The organism is Streptomyces sp. CA-181903, assembly GCF_050937075.1.
Lineage (GTDB): Bacteria > Actinomycetota > Actinomycetes > Streptomycetales > Streptomycetaceae > Streptomyces.
Genome location: NZ_JBNJLY010000001.1, coordinates 5,431,847 through 5,456,849, shown reverse-complemented (window position 1 = coordinate 5,456,849; position 25,003 = coordinate 5,431,847). Strand labels below are relative to the sequence as shown.

The 25,003-nt window shown below is 71.7% G+C and carries 20 protein-coding genes and 2 pseudogenes; 4 read left to right on the top strand and 18 right to left on the bottom strand.

Annotation, left to right across the window (positions count from 1 at the left end; all coding sequences use genetic code 11):
• Nucleotides 1–165: 165 nt before the first annotated feature.
• The 10 genes and pseudogenes from lepB (ACQEVS_RS24475) to proS all read right to left on the bottom strand — a co-directional run bounded on the left by lepB (ACQEVS_RS24475) (nucleotide 166) and on the right by proS (nucleotide 8,262).
• Nucleotides 166–1,233: a signal peptidase I gene (gene lepB, locus ACQEVS_RS24475; RefSeq protein ID WP_433027865.1), complete on the bottom strand. Its 1,068-nt coding sequence runs from the start codon at nucleotides 1,231–1,233 to the stop codon at nucleotides 166–168.
• A gap of 188 nt (nucleotides 1,234–1,421) precedes the next feature.
• Nucleotides 1,422–2,201 carry a signal peptidase I gene (lepB, locus tag ACQEVS_RS24470; protein ID WP_433023628.1) on the bottom strand — a complete coding sequence of 260 codons (780 nt, stop codon included), beginning with the start codon at nucleotides 2,199–2,201 and terminating at the stop codon, nucleotides 1,422–1,424.
• A 28-nt stretch (nucleotides 2,202–2,229) separates the two neighbouring features.
• Nucleotides 2,230–3,054 carry a signal peptidase I gene (gene lepB, locus ACQEVS_RS24465; RefSeq protein WP_433023627.1) on the bottom strand — a complete coding sequence of 275 codons (825 nt, stop codon included), beginning with the start codon at nucleotides 3,052–3,054 and terminating at the stop codon, nucleotides 2,230–2,232.
• A 45-nt stretch (nucleotides 3,055–3,099) separates the two neighbouring features.
• Nucleotides 3,100–3,450 carry a 50S ribosomal protein L19 gene (gene rplS / locus ACQEVS_RS24460; RefSeq protein ID WP_004944863.1) on the bottom strand — a complete coding sequence of 117 codons (351 nt, stop codon included), beginning with the start codon at nucleotides 3,448–3,450 and terminating at the stop codon, nucleotides 3,100–3,102.
• Between the two features lie 130 nt (nucleotides 3,451–3,580).
• The gene (gene trmD, locus ACQEVS_RS24455; protein ID WP_433023626.1) at nucleotides 3,581–4,402 is read right to left on the bottom strand and encodes a tRNA (guanosine(37)-N1)-methyltransferase TrmD; all 822 of its coding nucleotides are present in this window, start codon (nucleotides 4,400–4,402) and stop codon (nucleotides 3,581–3,583) included.
• Complete coding sequence (gene rimM / locus ACQEVS_RS24450; RefSeq protein WP_433023625.1) at nucleotides 4,402–5,007, bottom strand: ribosome maturation factor RimM; 606 nt, start codon at nucleotides 5,005–5,007, stop codon at nucleotides 4,402–4,404. The genes trmD and rimM overlap by 1 nt, the downstream gene beginning before the upstream one ends.
• 109 nt (nucleotides 5,008–5,116) lie before the next feature.
• Entirely contained in the window at nucleotides 5,117–5,356 is a 240-nt protein-coding gene (locus ACQEVS_RS24445; RefSeq protein ID WP_004944869.1) for an RNA-binding protein, read from the bottom strand.
• A gap of 2 nt (nucleotides 5,357–5,358) precedes the next feature.
• Nucleotides 5,359–5,796, bottom strand: a complete 438-nt coding sequence (gene rpsP / locus ACQEVS_RS24440; RefSeq protein ID WP_433023624.1) for a 30S ribosomal protein S16 — start codon at nucleotides 5,794–5,796, stop codon at nucleotides 5,359–5,361.
• Between the two features lie 204 nt (nucleotides 5,797–6,000).
• Nucleotides 6,001–6,591: a hypothetical protein gene (locus ACQEVS_RS24435; protein ID WP_433023623.1), complete on the bottom strand. Its 591-nt coding sequence runs from the start codon at nucleotides 6,589–6,591 to the stop codon at nucleotides 6,001–6,003.
• Nucleotides 6,592–6,847: 256 nt separating this feature from the next.
• Nucleotides 6,848–8,262 (bottom strand): annotated as a pseudogene (gene proS / locus ACQEVS_RS24430) (proline--tRNA ligase).
• A gap of 286 nt (nucleotides 8,263–8,548) precedes the next feature.
• Between proS and ACQEVS_RS24425 the strand changes: the two are divergent.
• Nucleotides 8,549–9,373 carry a class I SAM-dependent methyltransferase gene (locus tag ACQEVS_RS24425; RefSeq protein ID WP_433023622.1) on the top strand — a complete coding sequence of 275 codons (825 nt, stop codon included), beginning with the start codon at nucleotides 8,549–8,551 and terminating at the stop codon, nucleotides 9,371–9,373.
• A gap of 78 nt (nucleotides 9,374–9,451) precedes the next feature.
• Here the strand turns inward: ACQEVS_RS24425 and ffh are convergent, their stop codons facing one another.
• From ffh to nsdA, 5 genes and pseudogenes are all read right to left on the bottom strand, one after another.
• On the bottom strand, nucleotides 9,452–10,996 hold the full coding sequence (ffh, locus tag ACQEVS_RS24420) for a signal recognition particle protein (RefSeq protein ID WP_433023621.1): 1,545 nt from the start codon (nucleotides 10,994–10,996) through the stop codon (nucleotides 9,452–9,454).
• A 280-nt stretch (nucleotides 10,997–11,276) separates the two neighbouring features.
• A pseudogene (locus ACQEVS_RS24415) lies at nucleotides 11,277–13,656 on the bottom strand ([protein-PII] uridylyltransferase).
• Between the two features lie 22 nt (nucleotides 13,657–13,678).
• On the bottom strand, nucleotides 13,679–14,017 hold the full coding sequence (locus tag ACQEVS_RS24410; RefSeq protein ID WP_433023620.1) for a P-II family nitrogen regulator: 339 nt from the start codon (nucleotides 14,015–14,017) through the stop codon (nucleotides 13,679–13,681).
• Nucleotides 14,014–15,324 (bottom strand): ammonium transporter, encoded by a 1,311-nt coding sequence (locus ACQEVS_RS24405; protein ID WP_433023619.1) that lies wholly within the window; start codon nucleotides 15,322–15,324, stop codon nucleotides 14,014–14,016. The genes ACQEVS_RS24410 and ACQEVS_RS24405 overlap by 4 nt, the downstream gene beginning before the upstream one ends.
• A gap of 368 nt (nucleotides 15,325–15,692) precedes the next feature.
• Nucleotides 15,693–17,273 carry a transcriptional repressor NsdA gene (gene nsdA / locus ACQEVS_RS24400; RefSeq protein ID WP_433027862.1) on the bottom strand — a complete coding sequence of 527 codons (1,581 nt, stop codon included), beginning with the start codon at nucleotides 17,271–17,273 and terminating at the stop codon, nucleotides 15,693–15,695.
• Between the two features lie 473 nt (nucleotides 17,274–17,746).
• On the opposite strand from nsdA, the gene ACQEVS_RS24395 reads away from it, so the two are divergent.
• Nucleotides 17,747–18,418: a bifunctional DNA primase/polymerase gene (locus tag ACQEVS_RS24395; protein ID WP_433023618.1), complete on the top strand. Its 672-nt coding sequence runs from the start codon at nucleotides 17,747–17,749 to the stop codon at nucleotides 18,416–18,418.
• Between the two features lie 185 nt (nucleotides 18,419–18,603).
• Here the strand turns inward: ACQEVS_RS24395 and ftsY are convergent, their stop codons facing one another.
• Nucleotides 18,604–19,845 (bottom strand): signal recognition particle-docking protein FtsY, encoded by a 1,242-nt coding sequence (gene ftsY / locus ACQEVS_RS24390; protein WP_433023617.1) that lies wholly within the window; start codon nucleotides 19,843–19,845, stop codon nucleotides 18,604–18,606.
• Nucleotides 19,846–20,063: 218 nt separating this feature from the next.
• Between ftsY and ACQEVS_RS24385 the strand changes: the two genes are divergently transcribed.
• The gene (locus tag ACQEVS_RS24385) at nucleotides 20,064–21,572 is read left to right on the top strand and encodes a purine-cytosine permease family protein (RefSeq protein ID WP_433023616.1); all 1,509 of its coding nucleotides are present in this window, start codon (nucleotides 20,064–20,066) and stop codon (nucleotides 21,570–21,572) included.
• 89 nt (nucleotides 21,573–21,661) lie between these two features.
• On the opposite strand, the gene ACQEVS_RS24380 is transcribed toward ACQEVS_RS24385, so the two are convergent.
• Nucleotides 21,662–22,090 carry a nuclear transport factor 2 family protein gene (locus ACQEVS_RS24380; RefSeq protein WP_433023615.1) on the bottom strand — a complete coding sequence of 143 codons (429 nt, stop codon included), beginning with the start codon at nucleotides 22,088–22,090 and terminating at the stop codon, nucleotides 21,662–21,664.
• A 141-nt stretch (nucleotides 22,091–22,231) separates the two neighbouring features.
• Nucleotides 22,232–23,668, bottom strand: a complete 1,437-nt coding sequence (locus ACQEVS_RS24375) for an MFS transporter (RefSeq protein ID WP_433023614.1) — start codon at nucleotides 23,666–23,668, stop codon at nucleotides 22,232–22,234.
• 183 nt (nucleotides 23,669–23,851) lie between these two features.
• On the opposite strand from ACQEVS_RS24375, the gene ACQEVS_RS24370 reads away from it, so the two are divergent.
• Nucleotides 23,852–24,751 (top strand): helix-turn-helix transcriptional regulator, encoded by a 900-nt coding sequence (locus tag ACQEVS_RS24370; RefSeq protein ID WP_433023613.1) that lies wholly within the window; start codon nucleotides 23,852–23,854, stop codon nucleotides 24,749–24,751.
• The last annotated feature ends 252 nt before the right edge of the window (nucleotides 24,752–25,003 follow it).

Below are 25,003 nucleotides of genomic sequence, written 5' to 3'. Positions count from 1 at the left end.
CCCCACCCGTAGACGATCCGCTCCCCGCGCCGGGGCATGGAATCGCACCCTACCCGCGGTACGGGAGCGGCGTCAGCCCTCCCGGCCGGGCGGCCGGGGGGCGGAACACACCACCAGGCCGGGGCCGGAACGCGCCGCCGACCAGGCCAGGACCGGAACGCCCCGTCAGCCCCGCACGTCGGCGGCGCGGGAGGCGAGCAGCCGGCGGCGGCGCCACAGCACCAGCGGGACGGCCCCCGCGAGGCCCAGCGCCGGGGGCGCCGCCGCGGCGGCCGCGCCCAGACCGGGCTGGTCGAAGGTGTCGGGGACGGGCAGCGTCGCCCAGCGGTTCAGCGGCCAGGCGACGACGATCGCGCGGCCGACGACGTCGTCCACCGGCACGAAGCCGCCGTCCTCGTCCTGGTGCCAGCGCGAGTCCATCGAGTTCTGCCGGTGGTCGCCCATCACCCACAGCTTGCCCTTGGGCACCGTGACCGGCCCGAACGGCTTGTCGCTGCACGGGGTGTCCCCCGGGAAGATGTACGGCTCGTCGAGCGCCTTGCCGTTGACGACGACGGGGTTGTTGCCGCCCTTGCACTCGACCTTGTCGCCGCCGACCGCGATGACCCGCTTGATCAGGTCCTTCTCCCCGGCGGACGGCATGAGCCCGACGAAGCTGAGGACCTTCTGCACCCCGTTGCCCACCGGCCCGGACTGCTCGCCCGGGGTGTCCTTCAGCCAGCTGCCCGGGTCGTGGAAGACGACCACTTCGCCGCGCTCGGGCTCGGCGCCGAACCAGGGGGTGAGCTTGTCGACCAGCACCCGGTCGCCGCGCTGGAGGGTGTCCTGCATCGACTCGGACGGGATGGAGAACGCCTGCACGAGGAACGTCTTGATGAAGAGCGCGAGGATCAGCGCGACGCCGATCAGGATCGGCAGTTCCTTCCAGAAGGACCGCTGCTTACCCGATTTGTCATTCTTGCAAGACTTGCCGGATTTACCACCCTTGTGCAATGACACCGGCTCCCCGGGATCCCGGCCGTCCGGCAGGCCACCGCCCGCCGGAACCCGCCCCGGATCCTCCGGTGGCGGTGGGCCTCCCGAACTCTCATGGGGCCCTTGGGGCGAAGGAGGCGACAAAGGCGAGGGAGGCATCGGCGGCGGCGGGGGTACGCGCTCCCCCGCGGCCGGGTCCCCGGCACCGTCCGGACGCTTCTCGGGCTCTCCATGGCCGGACCGGGCGCCGACCGCCACATCCCCCACATCCACTCCTCACTCCGCGCTGTCGCCTGTCGTCATCCGCCGCAGGCCCGCCACTCACTTAACGAGCGGGAGTTCCACAGGGGTCGGGGTCCGGATCATCCCGTTCACCCCACCCGCCCCGGAACGTCCTCACTCTCCGGAACGGGCCCGGCGGTGCCGGGCGGCAGCCGCCGCCTCCGTCACTCCGACAGCCCGCGCCAGTGCCCCGGCGGCCAGGCGATCACCATCGCACGCCCGATGACCAGGTCTTCCGGGACGGTACCGTGCCCGGGACCGGCGAGGTGGAACCGTGAATCGGCCGAGTCGGAACGGTGATCCCCCAGCACGAACAGCCGCCCGCGCGGCACCCGCACGTCGAACGGCAGCTCGGACGGAGGGTTTCCGGGGTGCACATACGGCTCACTGATCGGCGAACCGTTGACCATGATTTTGCCGCTCACGTCACAGCACTTGACCCTGTCCCCGCCGACCGCGACCACCCGTTTGATCAGGTCCTGCTCCCCCGCCGAGGGCAGCAGCCCGACGTACGACAGCACCCGCCGCCCGGCCCGGATCCCGGCCGACCCCTCCTCGGGCTCCCCCGCCTCCCCCAGCCAGTGCCCCGGGTCCTTGAACACCACCACGTCCCCCCGCCCCGGCCGGTCGCCGAACCAGGGCGTCAGCTTGTCGACCAGCACCCGGTCGCCGATCCGGATCGTCTGCTCCATGGAGCCGGACGGGATGACGAACGCCTGCACCAGGAACGTCTTCAGCACCAGAGCGATCAGCAGCGCCACCGACAGCAGCACGGGCACCTCGGTGACCAGGGACCTCCGCCGGTTCCGCCGCACCCGCCGCGCCGCCAGACGACGCGCCGCCCGTCCACCCGGCCCGCCCGGCGCGGGACCCGACGGCCGGGCGCCGTACCGCGCGCGCGTCTGCCCGTACCGCGCGCCCGTCCGCCCGTATCGCGCGCGCATCCTCCAGGTCCGCCGCGGAGGCCGGCCGCTATGGTGCCCCACGCTCACCCCCGCCATGACCGCGCGGCTCGGGCACCTCGTCGAAGGCGTCCGGCCGGTCCAGCGCGGTCCACCGGCCGAGCGGCCAGCCGATCCACTCCGCCCGGCCGATCACCCGGTCCACCGGGACCATGCCGCCGCCCGGCTCCCCCAGGTGGTCGCGGGAGTCCCGGGACGCGCCGCGGTGGTCGCCCAGGACGAACAGCCGTCCCTCCGGCACCACCACCTGGAAGGGCACCCGCGAGGCCGTGTCGCCCGGGAAGAGGTAGTCCTCGGTGATCACACGGCCGTTGACGGACAGCCGGCCCCGGTGGTCGCACACCACCCGGTCCCCGCCGACCCCCACGACCCGCTTCACGTAGTCCGTCGGCGCCGGCTGCATCAGGCCGACCGAGGAGGCGACCTTGCGCACCGCCTTCGTCACCGCGTTCTCGGCCGGCTCCTCCTGGACGAACGACCCCAGGCCGTCGAAGACGATCACGTCACCGCGCCGCGGCTCGTCACCGAAGCGGTAGGCCAGCTTGTTGACCAGCACCCGGTCACCGGGCCGCAGCGTGTTCTCCATCGACGCCGACGGGATCACGAAGGGCTGCACCACATACGCGCTGACCAGCATCACGACGGCCAGACAGCAGACCAGCAGCACCCCCGCCCTGCGCAGCGGCCCGCCGCCGGTCACCCACCGCCATGCCCGCCGGGGCAGCCCGGCGAGCGTCGAACGGTCCGGTATGCGCGAAGAGCGCGACCGCTGCTCCTCGCCCCCTTCGGGGTGGGGAGAGCGGTCGCGCTCCGAAAGCTGTGCGTCGGTGTCCATCGGTCCGAGAGCCTATCCGGCCGGACCCGGACGCCGGGCGGAAGCTCAGTTGTCGCGCTTCTCCTTGATCTTCGCGGCCTTGCCGCGGAGCTCACGGAGGTAGTACAGCTTGGCGCGACGGACGTCACCGCGGGTCACGAGCTCGATCTTCTCGAAGATCGGGCTGTGGACCGGGAAGGTGCGCTCGACGCCGACCGAGAAGGAGACCTTGCGGACGGTGAAGGTCTCGCTGATGCCCGCACCCTGGCGGCGGATGACGACACCCTTGAACTGCTGGATGCGGGAGCGGTTGCCCTCGATGACGCGAACGTGGACGTTCACGGTGTCACCGGGACGGAAGGCCGGGACGTCGGTGCGCAGCGACGCGGCGTTGACGTTGTCGAGCAGGGAGGACATGAGTCGTCTCTTCCTCGCCGATGCCACAGGTCATCGGCGGAATTCGTGCGGAAAGTGAGGAGTGCCGTACTGCCCCGGCGGACGTCGTTCCCCCTGTGGCAGGGGCGCGCGCCGGACGCAAGGCAACGGCTTATTCTTCCACGTCCGGGGCCACTCGCCCAAATCGGCCGTCGGGACCCGGGGCCCAGCCGAGGATCGAGAGCATCTCGCGGTCCTTCTTGTCGAAGGACGCGGGGTCGGCGCGCTCGATGAGATCCGGCCGGTTGACGTCGGTGCGGCGGAACGCCTCGTCGCGGCGCCAGCGGGCGATCTTCCCGTGGTGGCCGCTGAGCAGCACGTCGGGGATGCCCCGGCCGCGCCACTCGGGCGGCTTGGTGTAGACCGGGCCCTCCAGCAGGTCGGCCATGGCGCCGGGGGCGAAGGAGTCGTCGCGGTGCGACTCGGCGTTGCCGAGGACTCCGGGCAGCAGCCGGGCGATGGCCTCGACCATGACCAGGACCGGGGCCTCACCGCCGGCCAGCACGTAGTCGCCGATCGAGACCTCGCGGACGTCGAACCGCTCGCCGTACTCCTCGATCACCCGGCGGTCGATGCCCTCGTAGCGGGCGGGGGTGAAGACCAGCCAGGGCTTGGCCGACAGCTCGACGGCCAGTTCCTGGGTGAAGGGCCGGCCGCTGGGCGTGGGGACGACGATCGTCGGCGCCTCGTCACCGGAGCCGGAGCCCGAGTCGATGACGGAGTCCAGCGCCTCGCCCCACGGCTCCGGCTTCATCACCATGCCGGGACCGCCGCCGTACGGGGTGTCGTCGACGGTGTTGTGCTTGTCGTGCGTCCATTCCCGCAGGTCGTGGATGCGGACGTCGAGCTGCCCGCGGGCGCGGGCCTTGCCGACGAGCGAGACGTTCAGCGGTTCGAGGTACTCGGGGAAGATCGTGACGACGTCGAGGCGCATCAGCGGTCACCCTCGTCGCCGCTCTTGTCCCCGGATTCACCGGACTCACCGGACTCTTCGCCGGCCTCGTCCCGGCTGCCGGCGATCACGGCCAGCTCGGCGTCCAGCAGCCCGGGCGGCGGGTCGACGACGGCGCGCTGCGCGTCCAGGTCGATCTCGGTGACGATCTCCTCGACGAAGGGGATCATCACCTCGCTCCCGTCGGGACGTTCGACGATGAAGAGGTCCTGCGACGGCAGGTGGGCGATCTCGGTGATCCGGCCGACCTCGGTCCCGTCGACCGTGACGACGTCCAGGTCCACCAGCTGGTGGTCGTAGAACTCGTCGGGGTCCTCGGGGGTCTCGTCCGGGTCGACGTCGGCGATCAGGAGGGTGTTGCGGAGCGCCTCGGCGGCCGTCCGGTCGGGGACGCCGGCGAACCGCAGCAGCAGCCGGCCGCTGTGCACCCGGCCGCTCTCGACGGTGAGCGGTCCCACTCCGGCGGGGTCGGTGCCCAGTACGGCGCCCGGGCCGAGCCTCAGCTCGGGCTCGTCCGTCCGCACCTCGACGGTGACCTCGCCCTTGATGCCATGGGCGCGGCCGATCCTGCCCACTACGAGCTGCACGATTCCGTTCCTTCTCCACGTTCTTGGGGCGCCCCGAAACGCCCCTCCCACACGACAACGGGCCGGGAAGGGGATCCCTTCCCGGCCCGTGCCGATGCCTGCCGCCCGTTCAGCGAACCTGGTCCACGTCGACGAGGTCGACGCGGATGCCCCGGCCGCCGATGGCGCCCACGACGGTCCGCAGCGCTCGGGCGGTACGGCCGTTGCGGCCGATCACCTTGCCGAGGTCGTCCGGGTGGACCCGGACTTCCAGCACGCGCCCGCGGCGCAGGGTGCGTGACGCCACCTGCACCTCGTCGGGGTTGTCGACGATGCCCTTGACCAGATGCTCAAGGGCCTCCTCCAGCATGCTCAGGCCTCGGTCGACTCAGCGGACTCGGCGGCGTCGGCAGCCTCGTCCTTCTTCTCCGCCTTCTTCGCCTTCGGGGTGATGGCCTCACCCTTCGACTGGTCGGCGGCGTTCACGACGGACTCGAAGAGACCGCTGTGGTCCTTCTTCGGCTCGGCCACCAGCATGGGGGCCGGGGCCGGGAGGCCCTTGAACTTCTGCCAGTCGCCGGTGACCTTGAGGATGGCCATGACGGGCTCGGTCGGCTGCGCGCCGACACCCAGCCAGTACTGGACACGCTCGGAGTCGACCTCGATGCGCGAGGGGTTCTGCACCGGGTGGTACAGGCCGATCTCCTCGATGGCCCGGCCGTCACGGCGGGTACGGGAGTCGGCGACGACGATGCGGTAGTGAGGCGAACGGATCTTGCCCAGACGCTTCAGCTTGATCTTGACTGCCACTGGAGTGGTGTCTCCTGGTCTTGACGTGGTGGGCACAACAAGATGCCACGTGGGGTTGCGGTACTCGGAGTGCCCGATGGACGCGTCAGCCGGAGGAGAGAGGGGTCCTGTACGACTGTCGGGTACAGCCCCCATTGTGCCATACGCGCCCGGGCGCACGAACATCACCCGACCCCGGCCGGAGGGCGCCGGCCGGGGCCCCCGTCACCCCACGGACATCGCCTCGGGGATGCGAAACGGCTGGCCGCAGCCCCCGCACATGATCGGCGCCTGGGCGAGCACGGACGGCACCACGCGGACGTTCCGCCCGCAGTCGCACACGGCCTTGACCCGCACGCCGCCGCCCGACGATCCGTGCCGGGCGGCGGGTCCGCGGAAGGTGCGCGCGGTGTCGGCCGCGGTGGCCATCGTGTGCGCCTTGAGCGCGCGCTGCAGTCTGTCGATGGTGGCGCGGTAGCGGCGACGCGCCTCCGGGTTGAGCACGACCAGGGAGAAGCCGCTGCTGGGATGCGGCTCGTCACTGTGGTCGAGGCCCAGCTCCTCGGCGATCGCCAGGAACCGGCGGTTGTGGTAGCGGCCGGCGCGTGAGGTGTCCCGGACACCGCGGGCGGCCGCGATGCCGTGCACTGCCTCGTGCAGCAGCCTTTCGAAGGAGAGCTCGGCGCCGCACGCGGACGACGACTCCCCGATCAAGGATTCGGGCGCGGCGAGATCCGGCAGCTCGGGGTGGAACCGCTGAATGTCGGCCCACGCCTGCGCCAGTTCTGCGGCGAGAACAGGTGGTGTCGTGCTCACGTCGTGACAACGAGTCGGGACCGCCCGGTGTTCCGATACCGGGCCATCCCAAATAATTTGCACGTACCAGTCAGTATCCCTGCGATACCGGGCCACCCGCCGCGTCGAGGGCGGGTGCCCCGATCTGCACAGAAGTACGGAGAAGCCGCAGAAGTACGTGCACCTGTTCGCAAGCCGGGGCGAAACTGACGCATGAGTCAGTTCCGCCCCGGCCGGGGTTCAACCGTGTCCGTGCCTCAGCGGGCCCGTCCGGGCCTCAGTAGGCCCGCGCGACGATGGCCAGCGCGCCCGGGGCGTCGTCCGTCTCCGGCACCCCGCCGTCCTCGGTCACCAGGCAGCGCACGGTCACCGCCTGCTCGGCCAGCTTGGCCTCGCCCTCGGCGCCCAGCACGGACCACGGGATCCGCGCCCAGCCGCCGGCCACGGCGGCCTCGGCGGCCTCCTCCAGCGTCGAGACGTCCGAGGTGCGCTCCTCGCGACGCTCGCGGGACTGGCTCAGCAGCAGCGCCTGGTCCTCCTCCAGCACCTTCGGCAGCAGCGCGGTCAGATCCTCGATGCGCACCGGCTCCTTGCCGCCCGGGATGCGGCGGGCCAGCATCGCGGTGCCGTTCTCCAGGTCGCGCGGGCCGATCTCGATGCGGACCGGAACGCCCTTGAGCTCCCAGTCCACGGCGCGGCGGCCGAACGGGGTGTCCGTGCGGTCGTCGACCTGGACGCGGACGCCCGCGGCCTTCAGCCGGTCGCCGATCTCGCGGACCTTGGCGATGACGGCGTCGTCGCCCTTGATCGCCAGGACGACGGCCTGCACCGGCGCCAGGCGCGGCGGGACGCGCAGGCCGCTGTCGTCGCCGTGCGACATGATCAGGCCGCCGACCATGCGGGTCGAGACGCCCCACGAGGTCTGCCAGACGAGCTCCTGCTGCCCGTCCTTGGACAGGTACGAGGTGTTGAACGCCTTGGCGAAGTTCTGGCCGAGCTCGTGGCTGGTGCCCATCTGGAGGGCCTTGCCGTCGCGCATCATGCCTTCGAGCGTGAGGGTGTTGATCGCGCCGGCGAACCGCTCCTTGGGCGTCTTGCGGCCGAGGACCACGTCGATGCCCAGGACGTTGACCATGAAGTCGTAGTACACGTCCCGGTGGATGCGCGCCGCGTAGTCGCGCGCGTCCTCGTAGGTCGCGTGCGCCGTGTGGCCCTCCTGCCAGAGGAACTCGCTGGTGCGCAGGAAGACGCGGGGGCGCATCTCCCAACGGACCACGTTCGCCCACTGGTTGATCAGCAGGGGCAGGTCGCGGTAGCTCTGCACCCACTTGGAGAAGTACTCGTTGATGATCGTCTCGGAGGTGGGCCGGACGACGACCGGCTCCTCCAGCTCCTTGCCGCCGCCGTGCGTGACGACCGCGAGCTCGGGGCGAAGCCCTCCACGTGCTCGGCCTCGCGCGTGAGGTACGACTGCGGGATGAACAGCGGGAAGTACGCGTTGGAGGCGCCCGCGTCCTTGATCCGCGCGTCCATCTCCTGCTGCATGCGCTCCCACAGCCCGTAGCCGTACGGGCGGATGACCATGGTGCCGCGCACCGGGCCGTTGTCGGCCAGTTCGGCCTTGTTGATCAGGTCCTGGTACCAGCGCGGGAAGTCTTCCGCCTGCGGAGTGAGAATGGGAGCCTTTGCCATGGGGCGAATGGTACGGGCCCCGTCGGGCCGAGTGTGAATCCGTCCGCCCGCGACCCCGCGTCGTCGGCCCGTTCAGGGTTTGCGGCTGGGTATTCATCTCATGCGGTCCGGCGCGGCACATGCCATCTTGGGCGGTGGGGGAACTTCTCGCCGTACCCCCTGGACTCTCGGGCGGATGCGGGGTTCCCTGGCTTGGGGGGCGGTTTGGCACAACCGCGTGCACGACAGCACATGGGGGGCGGCACTTCGGTCAGGAAACCGAATTCGGCGGATTGGGGCGCATGCGATGACACCAACGCTCGTGCGACGGCACCGGCCGTCCCCGTCGCCGCCCCGGTCGCGGGTCCGCGACTGGGCGGAAATCCAGGAACGCATGCTCGTGCCGCTGTACGAAGCGGTCTACGAGCGGCTGGAAGTCGATGACGGGACCCGGTTGCTGAGCCTGGGCTGCGGATCGGGACTCGCCTTGCTGATGGCGGCCTCCCGCGGAGCCACCGTCAGCGGCATCGACACGGACGAACACCGGCTCGACCTGGCCCGGGAGCGGCTGGCGGCCCACCCTTCCGGCGCGCCGGTCCGGCTGGGGCACGGCGACGTGAACGGCGTCGCGGATCCCGCAGACCCCCCGTTCACCCTCGTCACCGCCTTCGACCCGCTCTACTGCGCGGGCGGCGGCGTCCGGGAGATGGCGGAGGCGCTGCGGCAGGCCGCGGCCCGGGCCCGGCACGGGGCGCCGGTCGTGCTGGCCGGCTGGGGGCCGCCGGAGCGCTGTGCGGCCTCCGGAGCGCTGCGGGTCGCGGCCCGGCTGGCCGACCCGATGGCCACCGCGGCGCACTGGCGGCCGAGCGGCCGGGACGACCTGGAGGACCTGGCCCGGATGGCCGGGCTGCGGCCGGACGGCTCCGGGCGCGTCTCCTGCCCGTACGGTTACGCGGATCTGGCGAGCGCGGTCCGCGGGCTGCTCTCGACGGGCGCCTTCGACGCGGCCACCCGGACCACCGACCCGGAGCAGGTGTCGAAGGAACTCACCGAGGCCGTCCACCCGTATGTGCGCGGGGACGGCACGGTGTGGATGCCGAATGTGTTCCGCTATCTCATCGCACGCGTGTAGCAACGGCGGGGCGCTTGGGGGCAGGTGAAAAGCCCCCGGCCGGCGGCCGGGGGCTTGTTCGGTCTCGGCTCGTACGCCTCAGCCCATGAACTTCTTGAATTCGTCGGGGAGTTCGAAGTTCTTGGCGTCCTCGCCGGCGGGCAGGCCCAGCGGGTTGGCCGCCGCCTGTTCCCGGCGCGCGGCGGCGGCCTGCTCCTCCGCCTTGCGCTTCATCGGGTTGCCGCTCTGCCGCTTGCCCTTGCCCTGCTTCTGCTGCTTCTTCTTCTTGCCGGCGCCGCCGCCCATCCCGGGGATCCCCGGCATGCCCGGCATACCGCCGCCCTGCGCCATGCGCGACATCATCTTGCGGGCGTCGAAGAAGCGCTCGACCAGGTTCTTGACCGCGCTGACGTCCACGCCCGAACCCTTGGCGATACGTGCCCGGCGCGAACCGTTGATGATCGTCGGGTCCTGGCGCTCGGCCGGCGTCATCGACTTGATGATCGCGGCCGTGCGGTCCACGTCGCGCTCGTCGAGGTTGTTGATCTGATCCTTGATCTGCCCCATGCCCGGCAGCATCCCCAGCAGCTTGCTGATGGAGCCCATCTTCCGGACCTGCTCCATCTGGGCCAGGAAGTCGTCGAGCGTGAACTCCTTGGGGCCCTTCGCCAGCTTGGCCGCCATCTTCTCGGCCTCGGCCTGGCTGAAGGTCTGCTCGGCCTTCTCGATCAGGGTGAGCATGTCGCCCATGTCGAGGATGCGGGACGCCATGCGGTCCGGGTGGAACGCGTCGAAGTCGTCCAGCTTCTCGCCGTTGGAGGCGAACATGATCTGCTTGCCGGTGACGTGCGCGATGGAGAGCGCGGCGCCACCGCGGGCGTCGCCGTCCAGCTTGGACAGCACGACGCCGTCGAAGCCGACGCCGTCCCGGAACGCCTCCGCCGTGTTGACGGCGTCCTGACCGATCATCGCGTCGACGACGAACAGCGTCTCGTCCGGGTTCACCGCGTCGCGGATGTCCGCGGCCTGCTGCATCATCTCGGCGTCGATGCCGAGGCGGCCGGCGGTGTCCACGATGACGATGTCGTGGACCTTGGACTTCGCGTACTCGATCGAGTCCTTGGCCACCTGCACCGGGTCGCCCACACCGTTGCCCGGCTGCGGCGCGTAGACGGCCACTCCGGCGCGCTCGGCGACGACGCTGAGCTGGTTGACGGCGTTGGGACGCTGGAGGTCGCAGGCGACCAGCAGCGGGCTGTGGCCCTGGCTCTTCAGCCAGAGTCCGAGCTTGCCGGCGAGGGTCGTCTTACCGGCACCCTGGAGACCCGCGAGCATGATCACGGTGGGGGCGGTCTTGGCGAAGCGGAGGCGGCGGGTCTCGCCGCCGAGGATGCCGACCAGCTCGTCGTTGACGATCTTGACGACCTGCTGGGCGGGGTTGAGGGCCCTGGAGACCTCTTCGCCGCCGGCGCGCTCCTTGACCTGCTTGATGAAGGCCCGGACGACCGGGAGGGCGACGTCCGCTTCCAGCAGGGCGATGCGGATCTCGCGAGCGGTGGCGTCGATGTCCGCCTCGGAGAGCCGACCCTTGCCGCGCAGGGATTTGAACGTCGCTGAGAGGCGATCGGAGAGGGTATCGAACACGGCGCTCGTCGGTCCTCGGGGTCGGGGGCGGTGGAATCGCCCTCCAGGGTATCCGCACCGGCGGTGGGGGTGGCCCCGGTCCCGCCCTTTCTCCTTTTCCTGGGGGCGAGCCCCCAGGCCCCCGAAGCGCGCTGCGCGCGCTGTCCTCAATCGCCGGACGGGCTATTTCAGCCCGTCCGGCGATTGAGGACGAGCGGCGAAGCCGCGATGAGTGGGGTCTGGGGCGCAGCCCCAGGAATCGGCGAAGGGGAGGGACCGGGGCACCAGCCCGCCGCAGGCGCTACCGCAACGCCCGCTCCACCGCCTCAGCCACAACCCCCGCCTCCCGCAGGGGACCCCCATCCACCCCGTCACATAAAACGCATCCACCACACTCGCCCCCAACGTCGACACATGCGCACTCCGCACCCACACCCCCGCCCCTCCAACGCCCTCCCGATCCGGTACAGCAGCCCGGGAGCGTCCTCGGCCCGCACCTCCAGGACCGTCGCGTCATGGGAGCCGCCGTCGCAGACGGAGACCGAAGGCGCGGCCGGCGGCAGCCCACGGCGCCGGCCCGCATAAGCGGCCTCGCGCTCGGCCAGCCGCGCCCCGACGTCAAGCGAGCCGTCCAGCGCCCGCACCAGATCGTCCCGCAACCGCGCCCCCGACGGCGGATCGCCGTACTCCGCCGCCACCCGCCACCGCAGCAGCAGGACGCCGCCGTCCACGGCCCGCAGATCCGCCGACCGCACGGTGAGCCGCCGCAGCGCGAGCACGCCCGCGGCGGCGGCCAGCACGCCGGGCTGGTCGGGGACGGCCATCAGCAGTTCCACGCCGTCGGACCCGGCGGACAGCGTCACCGCCGGTGAGCCGGAGCCCCGCGCCTCGGCCGCGAGGCGCTCCTGCGCGGCGGAGGGCTCCGGGGCCTCCGCGCGCCCGGCGGCCGACTCCCCCGCCCGGGCCGCCGCCGCCCGCCGCACCAGGCCGGAAACCAGCGACGCCCGCCAGGAGTTCCACGCCGCCGGCCCGGTCGCGAGCGCGTCCGCCTCCGTGAGGGCGTGCAGCAGGTGCAGCGTCGACGCGTCCGGAACCGCCTCCGTCACCACCCGTACCGTCGCCGGATCGTCGAGGTCCCGCCGGGTCGCGGTCTCGACGAGCAGCAGATGGTGCCGGACGAGAACGGCGAGAGTGGCCGCGTCCCCGGGACCGAACCCGAGCCGCGGCGCGACCTCGCGGGCGACGGCCTCCCCGGTCACGGAGTGATCACCGGGCAGCCCCTTCCCCAGATCGTGCAGGAGCGCCGCGACGAGCAGGAGGTCCGGGCGGTCGACCCGACGGGTCAGGGCGGCGGCGCGGACGCACGTCTCGATCAGGTGCCGGTCGACGGTCCACCGGTGGACGGGGTTGCGCTGCGGCCGGCAGCGGACGCGTTCCCACTCCGGCAGCAGCCGGGACATGACGCCCTCCGCCTCCAGCGCCTCCCAGACGGCGACGGTGTGCGGGCCGCCCCCGAGGAGCGTGACGAAGTGCTCGCGCGCCTCGGCGGGCCAGGGTTCGGGCAGCGGGCCCGCGGCGGCCAGTCGGCGGGCGGTGTGCGCGGCGAGCGGCAGCCCGGCGCGGACGGCCGCGGCGGCGGCGCGCAGGGGCAGGACGGGGTCCCGTTCGGGCCGGGCCGTCCGGGCGAGGACGACCTCGCCGTCCTGTTCGACGACGCCCTCGGCGAGCGGGAGGCGCTCAGGCTCGACGAAGCCGCCGCGCCCGCCCCGCCCCCCGAGCACCCGCCGTACCCGGGGGCGCCCGGAGCGCGCCCGCAGCACCCGGCCGGCCTCACGCCAGACGACGTCGGCCGCGTACGCCACGGTGCCCGCCGCCTCGTAGACGCGGCGCAGCAGCGCGTCGGCGTCCGGGTGGCCGAGGGCGGCGGCGACCTGGTCCTGTTCCTGGAGGGTGAGGCGGTCGGTGGCGCGGCCGGTGGTGAGGTGCAGGGCGTCGCGGGTGTCGAGCAGCAGCTCGCGGGCGGGTTCGAGGCCCGCGCGGGGGGCGTCGGCGAGCCAGGTGGCGGCGACGGCGCGCAGCGCGGTGGCGTCGCGGAGGCCGCCGCGGGCCTCCTTGAGGTCGGGTTCGAGGAGGAAGCGCAGGTCGCCGTGGTGGCGGGCGCGTTCCTCGCCGAGTTCGCGGAGTTCGGGCAGCCGGGCGGGGGCGCGGTCGCGCCAGTCCGCGTAGGCGGTGGCGCGGACGGCGGCGGTGAGCCCCGGGTCGCCCGCGAGGTGGCGGGCGTCGAGCAGGCCGAGGTGGACCTTGAGGTCGTCGGCGGCGGTCCGGCGGGCGCCGGCCGGGGTGCGGACGGCGTGGTCGAGGGCGAGGCCGAGGTCCCAGACCGGGTACCAGAGACGGTCGGCGACGGCGGCGACGTGCGCCGGGTCGGCGCCGGGCGCGTGCAGCAACAGGAGGTCGAGGTCGCTGCGGGGCGAGAGTTCGCCGCGGCCGTAGCCGCCGACGGCGGCGAGGGCGACGCCGTGGGCGCGGCCGAGGAGGCCGGCGAGCCAGCCGTCGGTGAGCCGGGCGAGCTCGGCGCGCAGGGCCGGCCCGCTGCGGGTCCGGTCGTGCAGCAGGCGCAGCCGGGCCGCCGCGTAGCAGTCGGTGCCCGAGTCGGCGGATCGCAGGTGGGTTTCGGTCAACTCGGGCTCCCTGGTGGGTGGTTCAGAGTGCGTCGGGTCCGCGTTCGCCGGTGCGGACGCGGACGACGGTCTCGACGGGGACGACCCAGACCTTGCCGTCGCCGATCTTGCCGGTGCGCGCGGTGCGGACGATGACGTCGACGACGTCGGCGGCGTCCGGGTCCTCCACCAGGATCTCGATGCGGGACTTGGGAAGGGTGTCGATCCGGTACTCGGCACCCCGGTAGACCTCGGTGTGGCCGCGCTGCCTGCCGTGTCCCTGCACGTCGCTGATGGTCAGCCCCTGGATGCCGAACCGCTGCAGGGCGTCCTTGATCTCGTCGACGCGGTGCGGTTTGACGACGGCGGTGACGAGCTTCATGCGTCCACCTTCTTGTTGTCCGGCTGGTTGCCCTGCTCATGATCCGGCAGGGGATCCTCCGGCCGCCGGTCCGGGGCGGGCGCGCCGCGGAGGGCCGTGGTGCCGCCCACCGCGCTGTGGTCGTACGCCGTTTCGGCGTGGAACGCCCGGTCGAGGCCGGCGACCTCGTCGTCCTCCGTGGCACGGAAGCCGACGATACGGTCCACGAGCTTGGCGAGCAGCCAGGAGACGGCGAACGAGTACGCCATGACGGAGAACGCGCCGACGGCCTGCCGGCCGAGCTGGGTGGCGCCGCCGACGCCGTCGACGGCGAGGACGCCGACGAGGAGGGTGCCGATGACGCCGCCGACGAGGTGGACGCCGATGACGTCGAGCGAGTCGTCGTAGCCGAGGCGGAACTTGAGGCCGACGGCCCAGGAGCAGACGGTTCCGGCGACGAGGCCGATGAGGATCGCGCCGAAGGCGTTGACGGCGGCGCCGGACGGGGTGATGGCGACGAGGCCCGCGACGGCTCCGGAGGCGGCGCCGAGGGTGGTGAAGGCGCCGTGCCGGACGCGTTCGTAGGCGAGCCAGCCCAGCATCGCCGCTCCGGTGGCCACCTGGGTGTTGAGGGCCATGGTGGCGGCGGTGCCGTTGGCGGCGAGCGCCGAGCCGGCGTTGAAACCGAACCAGCCGAACCACAGCAGGCCCGCGCCGAGCATCACCAGCGGGAGGCTGTGGGGGCGCATGGGGTCCTTGCGGAAGCCGATGCGCTTGCCGACGACGAGGAGGGCGGCGAGGGCGCCGACGCCCGCGTTGATGTGGACGGCCGTGCCGCCGGCGAAGTCGATCACCTTGAGCTTGAACAGCCAGCCGTCGGCGTGCCAGACCCAGTGGGCGACCGGGAAGTAGACCAGGCTCACCCAGAGGGTGATGAACAGGCACCAGGCGCTGAACCGGACCCGGTCGGCGAGGGCGCCGCTCATCAGGGCAGGGGTGATCACCGCGAACATCAGCTGGAAGAGGACGAAGGCGAGTACCGGGATGCCCTCCTTGCCGCCCGTGAGGGTCTCCGGCGTGATGCCCTTCAGCCCCACATGGCCGAGGTCTCCGAGCAGCCCTCCGCCGATGTCGTCACCGAAGGCGAGCGAGTAGCCGTAGAGCACCCACAGCACGGTGACGATGCCGAGCGAGACGAACGACATCATCAGCATGTTCAGGGCGCTCTTCACCCGGACCATGCCGCCGTAGAAGAAGGCCAGACCGGGCGTCATCAGCATCACGAGCGCGGCGCTGATCAGTACGAACGCGGTATCCGCTCCATTCACGATCCGTGTCTCCTCGCAGCGGGGCCCGTGCCCCCGTGCGGGCGGGGTTCGCTGTGGGCCGGTGTTGCCTCGAGGCTGACGCAGCGCGGTTTCGGACAGGGCAGCCGGTTGTTTCGCGCCGGTGACGAAGGCGGCGGGAGTGTTACGGGCGGGTGAAGCGCGCGGGGATTCCGGGGCGCGGTCGGGTGACCGTACGGCCGGGTCGCGCTCTCCGAGGAGAAGGCCGACCGCGGCGGCCGTCCGACGTCTGACTGGCGTGGGGGAGCCGAGTCGGGCTGTACGGGACGGTCGCCGCGGCCGGGGTCTGGGGGCCGGTGCGTCCTGCGGGGCCGAGGGCCCGGAGCGTGGTCGGGCAGGAGCAGGCGGGGTCAGGCAGGAGCTGTCTCCACGGATTCCGGCAGGTGGAGGGCGAGCTGCTCGGTGAGGTCGCGGACCTCGTCGACGTCCCCGAAGTCGCGGATCGCGGTGTCCACGGTCTTGCGGAGCCGGTTGTTGACCCGCTCGGAGCGCACCTGCTTGGCGATCCGGAGGGCCTTGCCGAGATGGACGGTGGACGCCTCGGGCTCCCGCTCCATGAGGTCGACGGTGGCCAGGCCGATCAGGTTCAGCGCGTAGGAGCGCTGGTGTTCGCCGTCCTCCTCGAAGAGGTGGACGGCCTGCAGCATCTTGGGGCGGGAGAGCGAGGCGTACATCGGGCTGCGGCCGGCGACGTAGGCGAGGTCGCGATAGGAGTGGGCGTTCTCCGCGTTCAGCTCGGCCTCGGAGAAGAAGCGGATCCAGTCGGGGTCGCCGTCGGCCGGTGCGCAGTCGGAGAAGCAGTCCTCCGCCATGCCGACGGCGCGTTTGGTCTTGGCGGGCTGGCCCATGGTGGCGTACGCGCGGGCCTCCATCGCATACAGCATGGCCTGGATGCGGGGGGTCGCCGTCTCACGTGATCCGTACTGCCCGAGGTGGATCAGTTCGAGCGCGTCCTCGGGCCGGCCGAGGTGGATCATCTGCCGGCTCATGCTGGAGAGGACGTACGAGCCGAGGGGCCGGTCGCCGGCCTCCTTGGCGGCGTGCAGGGCGAGCACGAAGTACTTCTGGGCGGTGGGGTGCAGGCCGACGTCGTAGCTCATCCAGCCCGCGAGCTGGGCGAGTTCGGCGGCCACCTTGAAGAGGCGTTTGGACGTCTCGTCGGCCTGCGGCTCCTGGAGCAGGTCGGTGACTTCGTGGAGCTGGCCGACCACGGCCTTGCGGCGCAGGCCGCCGCCGCACTGGGCGTCCCAGGCACGGAACATCTTGGTGGTGGACTCCAGCAGGTCCAGTTCCGGCTTGGAGAGCCGGCCGCGGCGGGAGCGGTCGCCGCCGGCGGGCGGCGCGGTGCCCACGGGCGAGGTGGGGACCAGCCAGCGCTGCATGGGCTCGATCAGGGCGGACCCGGCCGAGAGGGCGAGCGAGGTGCCGAGGAAGCCGCGCCGGGCGAGCATCAGGTCGCTGCGCGAGAACTCGCTGATCATCTCGACGGTTTGCGGGGCGGCCCAGGGCAGGTCGACGCCGGTCGCGGAGGGTGACAGGTGGGCGGTGCGGAGGCCGATGTCCTCCACGCCGACGACGCAGCCGAACCGTTCGGAGAAGAGCTCGGAGAGGATCTTCGGGATGGGCTCGCGCGGCTGCTCACCGTCCAGCCAGCGGCGGACCCGGGAGGTGTCGGTGCTGATGTGGTGGGCGCCCAGCTGCCGGGCCCGGCGGTTGACCTGCCGCGCCAGCTCGCCCTTCGACCAGCCGCTGCGCAGGAACCAGGAGTTGAGCTGCTCGTTGGGGCGCTTCTCCGCCTTCTCGGCCTTCTCAGGCCCCTCGGCCCTCCCGGCTTTCTCCGCCGCGTCTTCCGCCTTCTTCCCTGCCTGCTCAGCCCTGTCGGCACCGCCGGTGCCGCTGACGCTGCCGTCCACTGGAACGCCCCCATCCAGACCGTCCGCTCCCGCACTCACCCGCACGGGACCGCTGAGTCGCGAACCACCGGCGCACCGCGCCGCTCACGCCGCCCGCCGCCCACACCGCACCGTCGCGGCACAACGGCCGCACGGGCAAAGGGAGAACGGGTGCGAACGTGGTGGCGGCACCCCGTGGCGCCGCCGCGGTTCACACACCGAAAGTAATCCTACGATCACGGTCTAAGCGAGTGCAGTCCAGTAAACGCCACCATTCGCCACCCCAAGGAATGAACGCGCCACGCCCGCCGCGCGATTGACTTGACATGGGCACCGGAGGGCACGGGAACCGGCATCCGGCAAGGGGTGAACTGGCGCACGCCACGGCGCGCGCCGCAGGTCACACCCCCTGCCGCGCACCGTCGCGCCGCCATGAAGCAGGTCCCGCGACGGTACGTGTCCAGGACACTCCGACCCGTAACCAACCGCATAGAGGACCCGTTGGAGGGGGCATGGGCTTCACAATCGGCGGCATCCGGGACCTGCGTGCGAGTTCTCGGCGCCGGGGCCGTACGTCCGATGACGTGACCGTGGTCGCCGAGTGCACCGGGCTGTGGGGCTGGGACGTGACGCCCGGCGCCCGTGCGGTGCGCGCGGGGCAGCAGGTCTCGTGTTCGTGCGGGGCCGGCGACTGCCCCTCCCCCGGCGCCCACCCCCTCCCTTTCGCCCCGCTCGTCCCGGCGGGCGCCACCCTGGACGAGGCGGCGACCGCCTGGGCGCGGGTGCCCGGCGCCGCCGTCCTGCTGCCGGTGGGGCGCTCGTTCGACGCCCTGGAGGTCTCGGAGGCCGCCGGCCGGCACGCGCTCGCCCGGCTGGAGCGGATGGGGCTCCCGCTGGGCCCGGTCGCCCTCACCCCGCACGGCCGCGCCCTGTTCTTCGTCGCCCCGGGGGCCGCCGCCGAACTCCCGCAGCTGCTCTACCGGATGGGCTGGGACGACGCCCGGCTCGACCTGCACGGCCTCGGCGTCGGCGATCACATCACCGCGCCGCCGTCCGACTTCGCCGGGCTCGGCCCGATGCGCTGGCTGCGCCCGCCGGCCCTGGACACCGCCTACCGGCCGCCGGAGGCCCGGCTGCTGCTGGGCACCCTCGCGTACGTCTGCCACCGCTCGGGCGCGGCCTGACGCCCGAGTCGCCCGCCGCCGGCTCCCGCACCTCCTCCGCCGCCGGGCGAGCCCCGGACCGTACGGCCGCACCCTGACCACACGCAGCCGCACCCCGGCCTCGTACCGCCGCCCCGGAACGCGAAACGGGCCCTGCCGCGCGTCTCCGCGGCAGAACCCGTTCCCACGCCTTGGCGAACCGTCCGTCAGTCGCCGATCAGGGCGTCGACGAACGCCTCCGGCTCGAACGGCGCGAGGTCGTCCGCGCCCTCGCCCAGGCCGACCAGCTTCACGGGCACGCCCAGCTCGCGCTGGACGGCCACGACGATGCCGCCCTTGGCCGTGCCGTCGAGCTTGGTGAGCACGATGCCGGTGATGTTGACGACCTCGGCGAACACCCGGGCCTGGACCAGGCCGTTCTGCCCGGTGGTGGCGTCGAGGACGAGCAGCACCTCGTCGACCGAGCCGTGCTTCTCGACGACGCGCTTGACCTTGCCGAGCTCGTCCATGAGCCCGGTCTTGGTGTGCAGGCGGCCGGCGGTGTCGACGAGGACGACGTCCGCGCTCTCCGCGATGCCCTCCTTGACCGCGTCGAACGCGACCGAGGCGGGGTCGCCGCCCTCGGGTCCGCGGACGGTACGGGCGCCGACGCGCTCGCCCCAGGTCTGGAGCTGGTCGGCGGCGGCGGCGCGGAAGGTGTCGGCCGCGCCGAGGACGACGGACTTGCCGTCGGCGACGAGGACGCGGGCGAGCTTGCCGGTGGTGGTGGTCTTGCCGGTGCCGTTGACGCCGACGACCATGACGATGCCGGGCTTCTCCTCACCGTTGGCGCCCACGCCGGGCTCGGTGTGCACGGCGCGGTCGGCGTCGGTGCCGATGAGGTTCAGCAGCTCCTCGCGGAGCAGGGCGCGCAGTTCCTCGGGGGTACGGGTGCCCAGCACCCTGACGCGCTCGCGCAGCCGCTCGACCAGCTCCTGCGTCGGCGCGACGCCGACGTCGGCGGTGAGCAGGGTGTCCTCGATCTCCTCCCAGGTGTCCTCGTCGAGGTGCTCCCGGGAGAGCAGCGTGAGCAGCCCCTTGCCCAGGGAGTTCTGCGAGCGCGAGAGGCGGGCGCGGAGCCGGACGAGACGGCCGGCGGTGGGCTCGGGCACCTCGACGGCGGGCGCCTCGGGTTCCGCGACGGGCGCCGGCGCCTCGGGCGCCTCGGGGGCCGCCTCTTCTTCGCGGGCCGGCGGAAGCTCGACCTCCTCGACGGTGCGGCGCTTCTCTTCGCGCGGGGTCTCGGCCTCCTCGCCGACGTGGGGCTCGGCGGGCGGCGCGGTGACGGACGGGCTGCTCGGCGGCGGAGCCGGGGGCAGCTGCTTCTTCTTGCGGCTGCTGACCACGAGCCCGCTGATCGCGCCGAGCGCGACCACAGCGATGACTACAGCAAGGATGACGATTTCCATAACGGACCCAGTATCGGCCACCCTGCCGTCAAGGTGCCTCAACGCCCGACGACGCGGCACTCTTGTGCTTTTCCACAAGGACCAATGGCACTAACTGCGCAAAGTTGGAAGTAAGTACGATGGTCGAGGCTGCGCGACGCGCGTAGAGTCCGACTGTTCCTTTCTGTCCCCCGCTGTTCAGGGCCCGCCCTGTTCACACCCCGCACGGAGCCCCCGATATGGCCCCCACCATGGACAACGCTGCCGAAGGCGCCAACGTGTCCAGCACCGACGGCGTCGCGAGCGCCATCGAGACGCGCGGCATCGAGCCTGTCCCCGACCACGAGCGGCACGGCCGGGTCCGGGAGCTCTTCCCGACCTGGGTCGCCGCCAACATCAGCGTCCTGCTGCTCACCATGGGCGCGGCGCTGATCGTCTTCAACTCCCTGAACTTCTGGCAGGTCCTGATCGTCGCCGCCTGCGCGGCGCTGGTCTCCTTCGGTCTCGTGGGCGTCCTGTCGGTCTCCGGCAAGTGGGGCGGCGCGCCGGGCGCGATGCTCTCCCGCGCGACGTTCGGTGTGCGGGGCAACCTCTTCCCGGGCGCGATCCTCTGGGTGGCCCGCTTCGGCTGGGAGACGATCAACGCGGTCACCGGCGCGTACGCCGTGCTGACCGTCCTCGACCTGGTCTTCGGCGTGAAGAGCAACACCGCGCTGATCGTGGTCACGCTGCTCGCGTTCGTCGCGTGCACGTTCCTGGTGAGCGGTATGGGCCGCAAGGCGCTCAACGTCTGCAACACCTACTCGACGTACCTGTTCGGCATCTTCAGCGTGCTGGTCCTCGGCTACCTGATCGCCAACATCAAGTGGCACGAGGTCTTCTCGAAGCCCGCGGGCACGACGGCCATGATGGTCGCCGGCATCGGTACCATCGCCGCCGGCGGCATCAGCTGGGTCCCCACCGGCCCGGACTTCGCGCGCTACCTGCCGCACTCGGCCTCCGGCAAGAAGATCGTCGGGACGACGATCTCCGGTGCGGGTCTCGTCATGGTGCCGATGGTGCTCATGGGTGCCGTGATGGCCGTCTCCACCCCGGACCTGGCGAACGCCGCCGACCCGGTCTCCTTCCTCGGCGACATCCTCCCGACCTGGCTCGCGGTCCCGTACCTGATCACCGCCATCGTCGGCATGCTGCTGATCAACAGCCTCTCGATGTACTCGGCCGGCTTCACCGCCCAGACCATGGGCGTCAAGCTGCCGCGGGCCATGGCCGTGAGCATCAACGCGGTGATCTCGCTGGTCGGCGGCCTGATGCTGATGCTGGTGGCGAAGAGCTTCCTGAGCTCCTTCATCACCTTCCTGATCCTGCTCGCGGTCTCCTTCTCCGCCTGGATCGGCGTCTACGCGGTCGACATGTTCCGCCGCCGCACGCGTGCGGTGCGCTACGACCCCGAGGCCCTCATGGACACCGGCCGCACCAGCCGTTACTGGTACGTCGGCGGCTTCTGCTGGCAGGCCATGACGTCCTGGGCCGTGGCCCTGCTGGCGGGCCTCTGCTTCACCGACTGCGCCTGGTTCACCGGCCCGCTGGCCACCACCTTCATCGGCAAGTACGGCCTGGGCTGGGCCGCGACCATCGTGATCTCCGCGATCATCATGGCCGTCCTCCCCACCCCGCGCGAGACGGGCGCCGCCCCGGTCCCGTCCCAGCGCGAGAACGAGACGGCCCGGCCGAAGGCCACCGTCTGACGGCTCCCCCGTCCGTGTCCACGACGCCCCCGCACCGGCCTCCGGTGCGGGGGCGTCGCGCGTGCGGTCGGGAGCCGGTGACACCGCCGTCACGCGAGACGGTCGGGCAGTGCCGCCAGGCTGAATTCGGCCCAGACGAAGCTGTCCATCCGGTGCTGGTCGGAACTGAGGTTCACCACGCGGTCGACCTTGCCATCGGCGCCGAAGTGCCAGATCAGCGCCCAGATACCCTCGACCTTGCCGATCCCTTCCGTTGACCAGCCGTGGTGCACATCGACGACGTACTCCGCACTGGCCTCCAGGAAGAGCGGTTCCGCCCGGAACCCGGTCTTGCCGAGTTGTTCGAAGAACGATCGCACCTCCGCGATGCCGTGCTTGGTGCCCGCGAGCGGGTGATGGCCGGGGATCGTCCACTCGATGTCCTCGGACAGCACCTGTGCGATGCCGTCCACGTCATCGGCCGCGTATGCGGTGAAGAAGCGCTGGAGGGCCTCGATCTTCATGTTCTTGGTGCTCACGGGTTACTCCCGGTCTTGTCGATGAAGCGCTTGATGTGGATGAAGCGGTGCGGCTTGCCGACGCGCCGGCGGCTGAGCTTGCGAATCGCCGCGGAGAGGTTTGGCGTCTCGTCGCTTGCGTGGGTGTACGGCTTCGGCTGTTCAGGCCGCCGGACGACGGAGGAGCAGCACGGCGAGCACAGCGCCGACGAGGCAGACGACGCCGGCCGTGAACATCGCCGCGTGCAGACCACCGAGCAGCGCGAGCGTCGGACTCGTACCAGTGGAGAGGGCTTTCACGCGCGCGGTGACGATGGCCGCCAGGCCCGCGGTGCCGATGGCGCCGAGGAATTGCGGCAGTTGTGACAGGCCGCCTACGACGCCTTGCTCGTCGGCCCGCAACCCGGACGTCATGGTGGCGATGAACGAGACCACGGTCAGTACATGTCCGAAGCCCATGACACCCGACGTCACCAGCAGGATCGCCAGTCCGTTGGTCCCGGGCAGCAGGAACATCGTGCCGGTGCCGAGCGCCTGCACGACCAGGCCGGTGGCCATGGCCCCCGCCTTGCCGAGCGCACCGATCACCCGATCGGCGAGCATGCCCCCGATGAGCGCGGTGACGCCCTCCGCGAGAAAGCCCGCGCCGGTGGCCAGGGCCGAGTAGTGCAGCACGTCCTGCATGTAGAGGCTCAGCAGAACCGTCGTACCGCCGCACATGCCGAGCGTGATGAAACCGATCAGCCCACTCCACTTGACCGTCGGCCTGTTCAGCAGGCCCAACGGGATCAGCGGGACCGCCTGCCTTCGCTCGACCAGGAGGAAGATGCCGAAAGCCGCCACGGCTACCGCGAGGGAGGCGAGCGTGGATCCGCTGCCCCATCCGGCCTCAGGACCTGTCGAGATCCCGTACACGAGGGCGAAAAGGCCGCCGCCGGCGAGGACCGCACCCGGTATGTCGAGCCGGACCGCCACCCGTGTGTCGATCGTCCTGGGGAGCAGGGCCATCGCGCCGGCCAGTACCAGCGCACCGATGACGACCAGGATCAGCATGCTCCCACGCCAGGTCAGACCAGCGGTGACCACACCGCCGCCGAGAGTGCCGAGGACGAATCCCAAGGACAGCACCGCGCCGTTGACGCCGAGCGCCTTGGTCCGCTGGGGCCCCTCGGGAAACACCGTCGTCATCAAGGCGATGGCGCTCGGCGCGATCATGGCGGCCGAGACACCCTGGCCCACGCGGGCCGCGATCAGGACGGCAGGGCCCGCGGCCAGCCCTGCGACCAGAGAGAACCCTGTGAACAGGGCAATCCCCGTCGTGAACAGCCGACGGCGGCCGACGAGATCGGAGACCCGGCTGAACAGCGGCAGCAGGCTCGCCGTCGGCAGCAGGCACGCCGTCGCCACCCACTGCAGCGACCCGGTATTCGTGAAACCGAGATCGCGCCCGATCTCCGGCAGGGCAACGGTCACGACCGAGAAATCGAGACCTGTGACAAAAGTGGCGCCGCACAGCGTGAGCAGGATCAGCCAATCCCTGACGCCGAGTTCGTCGGCATCCGCGTCAGGGTGTGCGCGGGATGCGTCGGTTGCCGCCACGGGCTGCCTCCAGGGGAACAGAGTCGATGGACAGACACAGGGATCGCGGTGCCGAATGCGTCCGCGCCCTCAGCCTGTGCCACCGCGTCGCGCGCTCCCCACCCCTCTGCCAGGGGTATCCCTGCCGTGGCTACACCTGACAGGTCCAGGCAAGATGCGGCAGCAGGCGGCATCCTGGAGGTCATGGAGCAGCGCATACAGCTTGGCGAATTCCTGCGCACCCGGCGGGCCGGACTTCGGCCCGGAGACGTCGGCTTGCCCGACTACGGCGGCCGACGCCGCGTTCCCGGCCTGCGTCGCGAGGAACTGGCGCAGCTCGCGGGCGTCAGCGCCGGCTACTACACGCGCCTTGAACAAGGCCAGAGTCCCAACGCCTCCGACGCGGTGCTCGACGCGATCGCCCGTGTCCTCCGGCTCGACGAGGCCGAACGCTCCCACCTGCACAGCCTGGCTCGCCACAAGCCGAAGACCCGCCGCCGTCCCCGTACCGAACGACTCCGTCAGAGCACCAAGACGATGGTCGACGCCCTGGGCGACGTACCCGCCTTGGTCATCGGTCGCCGCACCGACGTGCTGGCCTGGAACCGTACCGCGCACGCCCTGCTCGCCGGGCACCTCCCCTATCAAGCTCCCGAGCATCCCCGGCAGCGGCCCAATATCACCCGCCTCGTCTTCCTGGACCCGCACACACACGAGCTGTACGCCGACTGGCAAAGCAAGGCCCGCGACACCGTCGCGGATCTGCGCATGACCGCGGCCCGCCACCCGGACGACCCGGAGCTGACCGAACTCGTCGGCGAACTCACCATGAAGAGCCCGGCGTTCGCCTCACTGTGGGCAGCCCACCCCGTTCACAAGTGCATCGCCCCCACCCGCCTCTTCCGCCACCCGCTGGTGGGTTCGATGACGCTGAACAACGAGCTCATGGAGCTGTCCCATGACCCGGATCAACGCATGGCGATATTCACCGCCGACAACGACTCCCCCTCCGCCGCGGCGCTACGGCTCTTGGCGGACGCCAGCAACGATCTCCGGCCACCAGCGCGGTCCACACCCGTGGACGCCCCCAGTCCCGCCTTCTGACCGCTAAACCTGACGGGCCCCCTTTGCCCCTGCCGATCCGGAGGGTTCTCGGGGTCGGCGTCGAGACGGACCGGGCCGTAGGCCCGCGGTCGACGCGCCGGCGCGATTGCGGCGGCGCGATTGCGTACCGCTGCGACGATCGGACGGCCAACCGGTCCGAGCGCGACGGCCGCTCACCGTCCGCACCTGCGGGCGGAACCCGAGCAGGCCCCCTACGGAAACGTCTCCGTTCACACGCCGCCGAAGCCCCGG

What these genes read in the sequence shown, in the direction of transcription:
- ACQEVS_RS24395 (WP_433023618.1), top strand. Translation starts at nt 17,747, where the DNA reads ATGGGCTTCACAATCGGCGGCATCCGGGACCTGCGTGCGAGTTCTCGG.
- rplS (WP_004944863.1), bottom strand. Translation starts at nt 3,450, where the DNA reads ATGTCCTCCCTGCTCGACAACGTCAACGCCGCGTCGCTGCGCACCGAC.
- trmD (WP_433023626.1), bottom strand. Translation starts at nt 4,402, where the DNA reads ATGCGCCTCGACGTCGTCACGATCTTCCCCGAGTACCTCGAACCGCTG.
- lepB (WP_433023627.1), bottom strand. Translation starts at nt 3,054, where the DNA reads ATGGACACCGACGCACAGCTTTCGGAGCGCGACCGCTCTCCCCACCCC.
- ACQEVS_RS24445 (WP_004944869.1), bottom strand. Translation starts at nt 5,356, where the DNA reads ATGCTGGAGGAGGCCCTTGAGCATCTGGTCAAGGGCATCGTCGACAAC.
- lepB (WP_433023628.1), bottom strand. Translation starts at nt 2,201, where the DNA reads ATGCGCGCGCGATACGGGCGGACGGGCGCGCGGTACGGGCAGACGCGC.
- ftsY (WP_433023617.1), bottom strand. Translation starts at nt 19,845, where the DNA reads ATGGAAATCGTCATCCTTGCTGTAGTCATCGCTGTGGTCGCGCTCGGC.
- ACQEVS_RS24385 (WP_433023616.1), top strand. Translation starts at nt 20,064, where the DNA reads ATGGCCCCCACCATGGACAACGCTGCCGAAGGCGCCAACGTGTCCAGC.
- ACQEVS_RS24370 (WP_433023613.1), top strand. Translation starts at nt 23,852, where the DNA reads ATGGAGCAGCGCATACAGCTTGGCGAATTCCTGCGCACCCGGCGGGCC.
- ACQEVS_RS24425 (WP_433023622.1), top strand. Translation starts at nt 8,549, where the DNA reads ATGACACCAACGCTCGTGCGACGGCACCGGCCGTCCCCGTCGCCGCCC.
- ACQEVS_RS24410 (WP_433023620.1), bottom strand. Translation starts at nt 14,017, where the DNA reads ATGAAGCTCGTCACCGCCGTCGTCAAACCGCACCGCGTCGACGAGATC.